Genomic DNA, 9,701 nt, shown 5'->3' with positions numbered 1-9,701 from the left:
CTCCACGACGCCACGCCTCCGGTAGCTGATCCGCCGGTCCTCGGTAGTGGCTCCCGGGCCCATCCCGCACGCGGCCCGGGTGCTTCGATCGATGACCGGCTCGGCCGAGGGTCCTCCCGGTGTGGCGTGGGGTCTCCCCTCTGGAAGAGGAGATGTCCACTTCATGACAGATGCCCTGACAACCGATACGGCGGACAACGTCCACGAGACGACCGCCGTCATCGACAACGGGAGCTTCGGCTCCCGCACCGTCCGGTTCGAGACCGGGCGCCTCGCGCGCCAGGCCGCCGGTTCCGTCGTCGCCTACCTGGACGACGAGACGATGCTGCTGTCCGCCACCACGGCGTCCAAGCAGCCCAAGGAGCACTTCGACTTCTTCCCGCTCACGGTGGACGTCGAGGAGCGGATGTACGCGATCGGCAAGATCCCGGGCTCGTTCTTCCGCCGCGAAGGGCGTCCGGGCACCGACGCGATCCTGACCTGCCGCCTGATCGACCGGCCGCTGCGCCCGTCGTTCGTCGACGGTCTGCGCAACGAGATCCAGATCGTCGTCACGGTCCTCTCGCTCGACCCGCAGGACCCCTACGACGCACTGGCGATCAACGCCGCCTCGGCGTCCACGCAGCTCGCCGGGCTGCCGTTCTCGGGCCCGATCGGCGGCGTCCGCGTGGCGCTGATCGACGGCCAGTGGGTGGCGTTCCCGCAGTACGAGGACCTGCAGCGGGCCGTGTTCGACATGGTCGTCGCAGGTCGGGTCGTCGGTGACGACGTCGCGATCATGATGGTCGAGGCCGAGGCCACCACCGAGACGATCGAGCTCGTGGCCGGTGGCGCGCAGGCGCCCACCGAGCAGGTCGTTGCGTCCGGGCTGGAGGCGGCGAAGCCGTTCATCCGCAGCCTGTGCATCGCGCAGCAGCAGCTGGCCGACGTCGCGGCGAAGCCCACCGGCAACTTCCCGACCTACCCCGCCTACCAGGACGACGTGTTCGAGGCCGTGGCCGCGAACGCCTCGGACGACCTGGCCCAGGCGCTCGCCATCGGCGGCAAGCAGGAGCGCGAGTCGCGCCTCGACGAGGTCAAGGCCGCGGTGCTCGACAAGGTCGGCCCGCAGTTCGAGGGTCGCGAGAAGGAGATCGGCGCGGCGTTCCGCGCGCTGAACAAGAAGCTGGTGCGCCAGCGCATCCTGCGCGACCAGGTCCGCATCGACGGCCGCGGCATCACCGACATCCGGCCGCTGTCGGCCGAGGTCGAGGTGATTCCGAGGGCCCACGGTTCGGCGCTGTTCGAGCGCGGTGAGACCCAGATCCTGGGGGTCACCACGCTGAACATGCTCCGCATGGAGCAGCAGATCGACTCGCTCGGCCCGGAGACGCACAAGCGTTACCTGCACCACTACAACTTCCCGCCGTACTCCACCGGTGAGACCGGTCGGGTCGGGTCGCCGAAGCGCCGCGAGATCGGCCACGGTGCGCTGGCGGAGCGGGCGCTGCTGCCGGTGCTGCCCACGCGCGAGGAGTTCCCCTACGCCATCCGGCAGGTGTCGGAGGCGCTGGGCTCCAACGGCTCCACGTCGATGGGCTCGGTCTGTGCGTCCACGATGGCGCTGTACAACGCCGGTGTGCCGCTGAAGGCACCGGTGGCGGGCATCGCGATGGGTCTGGTCAGCGACGAGGTCGACGGCCAGACGCGCTACGTCGCGCTCACCGACATCCTCGGTGCCGAGGACGCGTTCGGCGACATGGACTTCAAGGTCGCCGGCACCGCCGAGTTCGTCACGGCGCTGCAGCTCGACACCAAGCTCGACGGCATCCCGTCCGAGGTGCTGGCCGCGGCCCTCTCGCAGGCCAAGGACGCCCGGCTGACGATCCTCGAGGTCATCGGCGAGGCGATCGACCGCCCCGACGAGATGAGCCAGTTCGCGCCGCGCGTCACCGCCATCAAGGTGCCGGTGGACAAGATCGGCGAGGTCATCGGCCCGAAGGGCAAGATGATCAACTCGATCACCGAGCAGACCGGTGCCGACATCTCGATCGAGGACGACGGCACGATCTACGTCGGTGCGGCGGACGGCCCGTCGGCCGAGGCGGCGATCGGCATGATCAACGCGATCGCCAACCCGCAGCTGCCCAAGATCGGCGAGCGGTTCCTGGGCACGGTGGTCAAGACCGCCGCGTTCGGCGCCTTCGTCTCGCTGGTGCCGGGCAAGGACGGCCTGGTGCACATCTCGAAGCTGGGCCAGGGCAAGCGGATCGCCAAGGTGGAGGACGTCGTCAAGGTCGGCGACAAGATCCGCGTCGAGGTCACCGACATCGACAACCGCGGCAAGATCAGCCTGGTGCCGGTGGGCGAGGAGTCCGAGAACGGCAGCGCGCCCGCTGGTGACGCCGCCGCCACCGACGTCGCTGCCGGGGACACCGGCGCCGATGTCGAGGCCCCGGCCGCCGAGGTCTCGCCCAGTTGACCGACGTCCTTCTGACGCCGGGGGCGGGGGCTTCGGCCCCCGCCCCCGGCGGCGTCTCCCGCACCGTGCTCCCCGGTGGCCTGCGCGTGATCACCGAGAGCGTGCCCGGCGTCCGTTCGGTGTCGCTCGGGATCTGGATCGGCATCGGCTCGCGTGACGAGACGCCGCTGCAGGCCGGAGCCGCCCACTACCTCGAACACCTGCTGTTCAAGGGCACGAGCCGGCGTACCGCGGTGGAGATCGCCGAGCAGTTCGACGCCGTCGGCGGCGAGCTCAACGCGTTCACCGAGAAGGAGCACACCTGCTACTACGCGCAGGTGCTCGACACCGACCTGCCGCTCGCGGTGGACGTGCTCGCCGACGTCGTCACGGACGCGACGATGAATCCGCCCGACGTCGAGACCGAGCGGGGGGTGGTGCTCGAGGAGATCGCGATGCGCGACGACGACCCCGAGGATCTGCTCGCCGAGCTGTTCGACGAGGTTCTGTTCGGCGAGCACCCGCTGGGACGTCCGGTGATCGGCACCGAGGACTCGGTTCGGTCGATGAGCCGCGAGACCCTGCACGGCTTCTGGCGGGGGCAGTACACCACCCCGCGGATGGTGGTCGCCGCCGCCGGCAACCTCGTGCACGCCGACGTCGTGGAGCTCGTGGCCAACGCCCTCGGCAGGGCGGCAGGCGAGGCCGGGTCGACCGCGGTGCCCGTCGGGCCGCGCCGTCCGGAACCGGCGGTGCTGCCTCCGGGCCCACGGCTGGTGCTGCGCCCCGAGGACACCGAGCAGGCGCACGTCATGCTCGGTGTGCCGGGCCTGGCGCGCCACAACCCGCTCCGCACCGCGCTCACCGTGCTCAACACCGCGCTCGGTGGCGGCCCCAGCTCCCGGTTGTTCCAGCAGGTCCGTGAGCAGCGCGGACTGGCCTACTCCGTCTATTCGGCGGTCACCAGCTACTCCGACGCGGGCCACCTCGCCGTTTACGCCGGGTGCGCGCCCGAGCACCTCGACGAGGTCGTCACGGTGGTGCGTGGGGTGCTCGCCGAGGTGGCGGCAGGCGGCCTGACGCCTGCGGAGGTCGCCCGGGCCCAGGGCAACCTGCGCGGCGGGCTCGTCCTCGGGCTGGAGGACACACCGTCGCGGATGAACCGGCTCGGGCGGGGCGAGCTCGACCACGGCCGCCAGCGCGCGGTCTCCGAGAGCCTCGACCGCATCGCGGCCGTCACTCCGGAGCAGGTGGCCGACCTGGCTCGCACGTTGCTGGACGCGCCTCTCACAGCGGCGGTGGTCGGCCCGTACGACAAGGAGCGTGACCTCCCGCCGTCGCTGCGCTCGCTCGGCTAGTTCGTCCGGCATGCCAGTATCGGTCCGGTGTCCCCCGAGACCCTTGTCGCCGGGCTGCTGATCGTCGTCGGCATCGCCGGGGTCGTGGTGCCGGTACTGCCCGGGCTGGTCCTCGTGCTCGCCGGTGTGGCCGTCTGGGCGGTCCCGCGCGGGGACGCCCTCGGTTGGGCGGTGCTCGGCATCGCGACGGGGATCGTCGTGCTGGGCAGCGTGGCGAAGTACCTGTTGCCCGGTCGTCGGCTGCGCGACTCCGGTGTGCCCGGCCGCACGATCGCCGCGGGAGCGGTGCTGGGCGTGGTCGGGTTCTTCGTCGTGCCGGTGGTGGGTCTGTTCCTCGGGTTCGTGCTCGGGGTGTACCTCGCCGAGCTGGCCCGGCTCCGCGGGAACGGGCAGGCGTGGCCGTCCACCAGGCAGGCGCTCGCCGCGGTGGGCTGGAGCATCGTCATCGAGCTGTTCACCGGTCTGCTCGCCGCGGCGGCGTGGATAGGAGGGCTCGTTCTCAGCTGATGCCGGGGCTCTGATTAGTCTGCGGTCGTGGCGGAGAACGGGATCCGGGTCGGTGTGGTGGGCGCGCAGGGGCGGATGGGCGCGCAGGTGTGCGGCGCCGTCGAGGCAGCGCCGGACCTGGAGCTCGTCGCCCAGGTCGACGAGGGCGACCCACTCTCGCGGCTCGTGGACGCCGGCGTGCAGGTGGCCGTCGACTTCACCCATCCCGGCGTGGCGCTCGACAACGTGCTGTTCTGCATCGAGCACGACATCGCCGCGGTGGTCGGCACCAGCGGGTTCGACGAGACGAAGCTCGCCGCAGTGCGCGGGAAGCTCGCGCAGCACCCCGGACACGTGCTCATCGCCCCGAACTTCGGTATCGGCGCCGTGCTGTCGATGCAGTTCGCGCGGCAGGCCGCGCGGTTCTTCGAGTCCGTCGAGGTGATCGAGCTGCACCACGCCGGCAAGGTCGACGCCCCGTCCGGCACGGCGGTGCACACGGCCGCCCTGATCGCCGCCGCGCGGGCCGAGGCGGGCGCCGGACCGGTGCCGGACGTCACCACCACTGAGCTCCCGGGAGCCCGCGGCGCCGAGGTCGACGGCATCCGGGTGCACTCCGTCCGGCTCCCCGGGCTGGTGGCGCACCAGGAAGTCGTGCTCGGCACCACGGGGGAGACCCTCACGATCCGCCACGACTCCTTCGACCGGGCGTCGTTCATGCCGGGCGTGCTGATGGCGGTGCGGGCCGTGCGGGAGCGGCCCGGCCTGACGGTCGGCCTGGACGCGCTGCTCGACCTCGGCTGAGCACCAGGAGCGCCGACGCCCCTAGTGCTCCAGGTGCAGGTCGAGCGAACCGGTGATCCGCACCTCGCGCAGCTCGCCTGCGCCGGTGTCGAGCACGCGGACCGTGCCGTCAGGCTCCCAGCCGGCGTGGGCGTAGAACCGGCGGGACGCCTCGTCGGCCTCCGGCACCCAGGCCAGCCCGTACACCGCGCCCGCGTCGCGCAGGCCGGCGGCGGCCGTGGCCAGCAGCCGCCCGCCGTGCCCGCGCCTGCCCCACCGCGGCTCCACCAGCAAAGCGCTGACCTCGGCCCACGCCCCCGGCTCCAGCGTGGGCCCGGTGGGTGGGGCCGCCTGCTCCGGCGGCACGGCGATCGCGGCGGCGCAGAACCCGACCGTCCACTCACCTTCGGTGGCGACGAAAACCTGGCCGTGACCGGCCTCGACGGCCGCTGTCCAGGCCTTTCGCGCTTCCTCGCTGCGCAGCTGGGCGAGCGCCTCCGCCGGGACGAGCGTGGCGTACGCGGCTTCCCACGTGCCGGACTGGATGCGCACGATCTCGTCGACGTCGGCGGGGGTGGCGCGATGGACGGTGGCGGTGGCCATGCACGTCATTCAAGCCGACGGCCCCGTGGCGGTCGGTCCGGGGCGCAGATGTGTCCGCGGTGACCGCTACGTGTGCGTCGTCCCAACCGGAGGACAGCGAGTCCTTGGCTATGGCAACGTCAAGACGTGGACGCCGCTGTCGCTCCCCGCTCACCCGGCGCCCTCGCCTGGGTCGCCCTCGGCGTCGTCTACGTGCTCTGGGGTTCCACCTACCTCGGCAACCGGCTGATCATCGCCGACGTTCCGCCGCTGTTCGCGGGTGGTGCGCGGTTCCTGATCGGGGGAGCGCTCCTGGGGCTGGTGGTGCTGGCGGTCGCCGGACGTGCAGGGTTCCGGATGACGCGCAGCCAGCTCGCCACCACGGCACTGTCCGGTCTGCTGCTTCCCGCCTGGGGCAACGGGCTCGTGGCGCTGGCCCAACAGCAGGTGGCGTCCGGCCTGGCTGCCCTGCTCATCGCCGCGGTGCCGCTCTACATCGTCGTGCTGCGGGCGCTCACCGGGGACCGGCCGCGGCCCGCCACGCTCGTCGGCGTCGGGGTCGGGGTGGCCGGGCTCGCGATCCTTCTGCTCGCCGGACCGTCGGGTGGGTCCGGTGGTGTGCAGGGCAGCGCGTGGTGGGGGCCGTGGCTGGTGCTGCTCGCCGGGCTCGGCTGGGCCACGGGCACGTTCGCGACCACCCGGCTCCCCACACCGGCCAACCCCTTCGCGCTGGCCGCGGCGCAGATGTTCGTGGGCGGGGTCATCCTGATGACGGTCTCGCTGGCCTCCGGAGATCGGCTCGACATCGGGTCCGTGTCGGTCGTCGCCTGGTGGGCGTGGGCGTACATGGCCGTGGTGGTCTCGCTCGCGGCGTTCGGCGCCTACGCGTTCGCGCTGGCGTCGCTGCCGGTGTCGACGGTCGCCACCTACGCCTACGTCAACCCGGTGATCGCCGTGCTCCTCGGCGTCCTCGTGGCGAACGAGCGGTTCTCGACGATGCAGCTCGTCGGCGGTGCGGTGGTGCTCGTGGCGGTCGTCCTGGTCATCGCGGCGGAGCGGCCGCGGAAACGTCGGGGTGAACTGGCACCATCCGGAACGTGACGCCCCCGTCCTCCGTCGAGACGATCGGTGCTGCCGCGGCCCGCCGTGCCGCCCTCGCCGCCCAGGGATTCGCCGACCCGCGCCCCGCAGGCCCGATCACGCGCCGGCATCTCGTGCGCACCCTCGACCGGATCCGGCTGTTGCAGCTCGACTCGGTCAACGTGGCCGTCCGGGCCCACTACATGCCGCTCTACAGCCGGCTCGGGCCCTATCCGCGCGAGCTGGTCGACGATGCCGCCTGGTCCCACTCGGCGCGCCGCCCACGGCTGCTCGCCGAGTACTGGGCCCACGAGGCCAGCCTGCTCCCGGTGGAGGACTGGCCCCTCCTGCGCGCCGGGGCCAAGCGCGACGGCTGGTGGCGCCACTACGGAGCCCTGGTCGAGCGGCACCCCGGTCTCGTCGACGACGTACTCGCCGCGGTCAAGGAGCTGGGCCCGATCGGCGCGGGTGCGCTCGAGACGGCGGTCGGCGGGCCGGCGCGGCCGCGTCCGCCCGGCGCGTCGTGGTGGGAGCGCTCCGACGTCAAGCGCATCTGCGAGTACCTCTTCGGCATCGGCGCGCTCACCACGGGCACGCGGCGCCACTTCCAGCGGCTCTACGACCTTCCGGAGCGGGTTCTTCCGCCCCACGTGCTCGCGGCGCCTCCGCCCTCGCAGGAGGAGGCGGCCCGCGCGCTGGTCCTGCGCTCGGCGGCGGCGCTCGGCGTCGCCACCGAGACCGACCTGCGCGATTACTACCGGCTCGCACCCGCCACCCACCGCGCGGCGCTGCTCGCGCTGGTGAAGGCGGGGGAGCTGGAGCCGGTGGAGGTGCGCGGCTGGGCGCGTCCGGGCTACCGGGTGCCGGGCGCGCGTGTCCCGCGCCGGATCGCCGGGCGTGCGCTGCTCTGCCCGTTCGATCCGCTCATCTGGGAGCGCGCGCGCACCGAGCGGATCTTCGGGTTCCGCTACCGCATCGAGATCTACGTTCCGGAGCCGAAACGGGAGTACGGCTACTACGTGTTCCCGTTCCTGCTCGACGGCGAGCTGGTGGCCCGGGTCGACATCAAGGCCGACCGCCGGGCCGGGGTGCTGCGCGTGCCTGGGGCCTTCGCCGAGCCCGGGGCCGACCTGCCACGGGTCACCGCCGAGCTCGCGGGGGCACTGCGCGAGATGGCCGACTGGCTCGAGCTCGACGCCGTGGTGGCGGGCGAACGGGGCGACCTGGCCGCCCCGCTCGCCTCGGCCGTGCATGCAAGCCATTCACTGACGTAGGGCCTTGCGTCGGCGTACTCGTGCGCGGATACGAGCGCCCCCGCACCCGTATCCGCGCACGATCCCCCGCCCGTGACGCCGCAGGTCAGACGGCCACGGCCGCCCGTGTCACGAGCACGTCGCCGCTCCCGGTGCGGCCGCGCACCTGGAGCGCAGCGGGCTGCTCGGGTGCCACCCCGGTCACCTCCAGGTCGCTGCGGGCCTTTCCCGAGCCGGACGTCAGGTCCAGCTCGGCCCGGACGCCGGGGTGCACGCCGATCCGCAGGCCGCCGGAGCCGGTGGTCAGCTCCAGGCGTCCGCCGCGGGCGTCGGAGATCTCGACGTCGCCAGAGCCCGTGCGCACGCCGAGGTCGGCATCAACGGTGCCCACCGTGACGGTCCCGCTGCTGGCCCGCACCTCGGCGGGGCCCCCGGTGGAGGCCACCGACACCTTTCCCGACCCGGTGCGCACCCGCATGCGGCCGGCCACGGCCCCGACCTCGACGTCTCCGGATCCGGTGGTGACGTCGGCGTCGCCGTCCACGGCGGCAACGGAGATCCGGCCCGAGCCGGTGCGCACGCCCGCCCACCCGGCACGGCCGGTCACCCGGACGTCGCCGGCGCCTGCCCGCGCGGCCAGGCGCGAACCCGCGGGCGCCGACACGGTGATCGCCAGCGGCACCACGCGCAACGGCAGGTCCTGCGAGGACCGGACGACGAGCCGCCGTCCCGTCTCCGACCAGCTGATCTCCGCGGCCCGCACCGCTTCTGCCGCGAGCTGGTCGACGCTGCGCCCGATGCCGGGACCGTCGGGGCCGCCGAGCCAGTTGATGATGCCGCTGAGCCCCTGGGTCCAGGTGTTGCCGGCGGACGGGTCGTGTCGCACCTCCACGCGCACGTCACCCGCGCTGCCCTCGCCGGTGCCCCCGATCTGCTCGTCGAGATGCACGCGGATGCGGCCGACGTCCACCGTCAGCTCCATCTCGACGGTGCCGTCCACCGGCCAGCTCTGCCTGCGTACCAGCTCCTCCGAGCCGCTCGGCTCGTCCGTCCCGAAGTCCGTCGTGTCGTCCACGCCGCTCACCCCTCGACCCATCCGCGTAGGCGCCGCTCGTCACGGTCGCCCTGTGCCCAGTCCCGGCCCTTGTGCCGCCGTCCGCCCCCCGCCAGTGCCCCTTGGACGGCCTGCGCCACCCAAGAGTTGAGCGACACGCCCTGTGCGGCCGCGGCCTGCTCGGCCTGGTTCTTCATCTGCTCCATCAGCCGCAGCGTGATCCGGCTGATGTCCCCCGCGTCCGCGCCCGGTGGGAAGCCGCGGAACGGCGGCGGGTTCGGCTGCTCCGCCGGGGCGGGTTCGGCGGCGGAGTCGGCGCTGACCGCGACGCGAACGTCGCGGCCGTCGAGGCGTACCTCGACCACTCGGTCCGGCAACGCGGCGGTGACCTCGGCCGCGAGATCGGAGAGCGCGTTCATGAGAGCCAGCCGGGCGGCCGGCTCGATGGCGGCACCGAGCAGTGCAGCGGTGCGCTGTGTCTGCTCGTCACCCGCGGCCGCTGCGGAGGCGAGGTCCTCCCGCAGCTGCGTGACGTACTGGCTGAGATCCATGACATCACTGTGGCGTCATGGATGACGCCAGTCAAGAGGAATCTTGACGCCACCAGAGAAGCGGGCGTGGCGTCAGCCGGTGTCACGCGGAATCATCAGGGGGTCCGGCTACCC

General features: G+C 72.8%; 9 protein-coding genes. 6 read left to right on the top strand and 3 right to left on the bottom strand.

Annotation, left to right across the window (positions count from 1 at the left end):
- Positions 1 to 163: 163 nt before the first annotated feature.
- Genes ABD743_RS27910 through dapB form a run of 4 tightly spaced genes read left to right on the top strand, consistent with a single transcriptional unit; the run spans position 164 to position 5,088 of the window.
- Entirely contained in the window at positions 164 to 2,461 is a 2,298-nt protein-coding gene (locus ABD743_RS27910) for a polyribonucleotide nucleotidyltransferase (protein ID WP_344725318.1), read from the top strand.
- Positions 2,458 to 3,798 (top strand): M16 family metallopeptidase, encoded by a 1,341-nt coding sequence (locus ABD743_RS27905; RefSeq protein ID WP_379659108.1) that lies wholly within the window; start codon positions 2,458 to 2,460, stop codon positions 3,796 to 3,798. The genes ABD743_RS27910 and ABD743_RS27905 overlap by 4 nt, the downstream gene beginning before the upstream one ends.
- A 27-nt stretch (positions 3,799 to 3,825) precedes the next feature.
- On the top strand, positions 3,826 to 4,305 hold the full coding sequence (locus ABD743_RS27900) for a DUF456 domain-containing protein (protein WP_344725317.1): 480 nt from the start codon (positions 3,826 to 3,828) through the stop codon (positions 4,303 to 4,305).
- A gap of 27 nt (positions 4,306 to 4,332) precedes the next feature.
- Positions 4,333 to 5,088 carry a 4-hydroxy-tetrahydrodipicolinate reductase gene (gene dapB / locus ABD743_RS27895; protein ID WP_344725316.1) on the top strand — a complete coding sequence of 252 codons (756 nt, stop codon included), beginning with the start codon at positions 4,333 to 4,335 and terminating at the stop codon, positions 5,086 to 5,088.
- 21 nt (positions 5,089 to 5,109) lie between these two features.
- Here the strand turns inward: dapB and ABD743_RS27890 are convergent, their stop codons facing one another.
- Positions 5,110 to 5,670 (bottom strand): GNAT family N-acetyltransferase, encoded by a 561-nt coding sequence (locus ABD743_RS27890; RefSeq protein ID WP_344725315.1) that lies wholly within the window; start codon positions 5,668 to 5,670, stop codon positions 5,110 to 5,112.
- A 126-nt stretch (positions 5,671 to 5,796) separates the two neighbouring features.
- Between ABD743_RS27890 and ABD743_RS27885 the strand changes: the two genes are divergently transcribed.
- The gene (locus tag ABD743_RS27885) at positions 5,797 to 6,750 is read left to right on the top strand and encodes an EamA family transporter (protein WP_344725314.1); all 954 of its coding nucleotides are present in this window, start codon (positions 5,797 to 5,799) and stop codon (positions 6,748 to 6,750) included.
- A complete protein-coding gene (locus ABD743_RS27880) occupies positions 6,747 to 8,003 on the top strand; it encodes a winged helix-turn-helix domain-containing protein (protein ID WP_344725313.1) in 1,257 nt (418 codons plus the stop codon). Before ABD743_RS27885 ends, ABD743_RS27880 begins: the two co-directional genes overlap by 4 nt.
- A gap of 85 nt (positions 8,004 to 8,088) precedes the next feature.
- Here the strand turns inward: ABD743_RS27880 and ABD743_RS27875 are convergent, their stop codons facing one another.
- Both ABD743_RS27875 and ABD743_RS27870 read right to left on the bottom strand, forming a co-directional pair.
- On the bottom strand, positions 8,089 to 9,057 hold the full coding sequence (locus ABD743_RS27875; protein ID WP_344725312.1) for a DUF4097 family beta strand repeat-containing protein: 969 nt from the start codon (positions 9,055 to 9,057) through the stop codon (positions 8,089 to 8,091).
- Between the two features lie 5 nt (positions 9,058 to 9,062).
- The gene (locus ABD743_RS27870; protein WP_344725311.1) at positions 9,063 to 9,587 is read right to left on the bottom strand and encodes a toxin-antitoxin system HicB family antitoxin; all 525 of its coding nucleotides are present in this window, start codon (positions 9,585 to 9,587) and stop codon (positions 9,063 to 9,065) included.
- Between the last annotated feature and the right edge of the window lie 114 nt (positions 9,588 to 9,701).

The sequence above is a fragment of the Pseudonocardia yunnanensis genome, assembly GCF_039534065.1.
GTDB lineage: Bacteria > Actinomycetota > Actinomycetes > Mycobacteriales > Pseudonocardiaceae > Pseudonocardia > Pseudonocardia yunnanensis.
Note: the sequence above shows the minus strand (reverse complement) of the source record. Positions and strands in the feature narration are given on the sequence as shown.

Coding starts and splice junctions, on each gene's coding strand:
- ABD743_RS27910 (WP_344725318.1), top strand. CDS start 164: ATGACAGATGCCCTGACAACCGATACGGCGGACAACGTCCACGAGACG.
- ABD743_RS27890 (WP_344725315.1), bottom strand. CDS start 5,670: ATGGCCACCGCCACCGTCCATCGCGCCACCCCCGCCGACGTCGACGAG.
- ABD743_RS27870 (WP_344725311.1), bottom strand. CDS start 9,587: ATGGATCTCAGCCAGTACGTCACGCAGCTGCGGGAGGACCTCGCCTCC.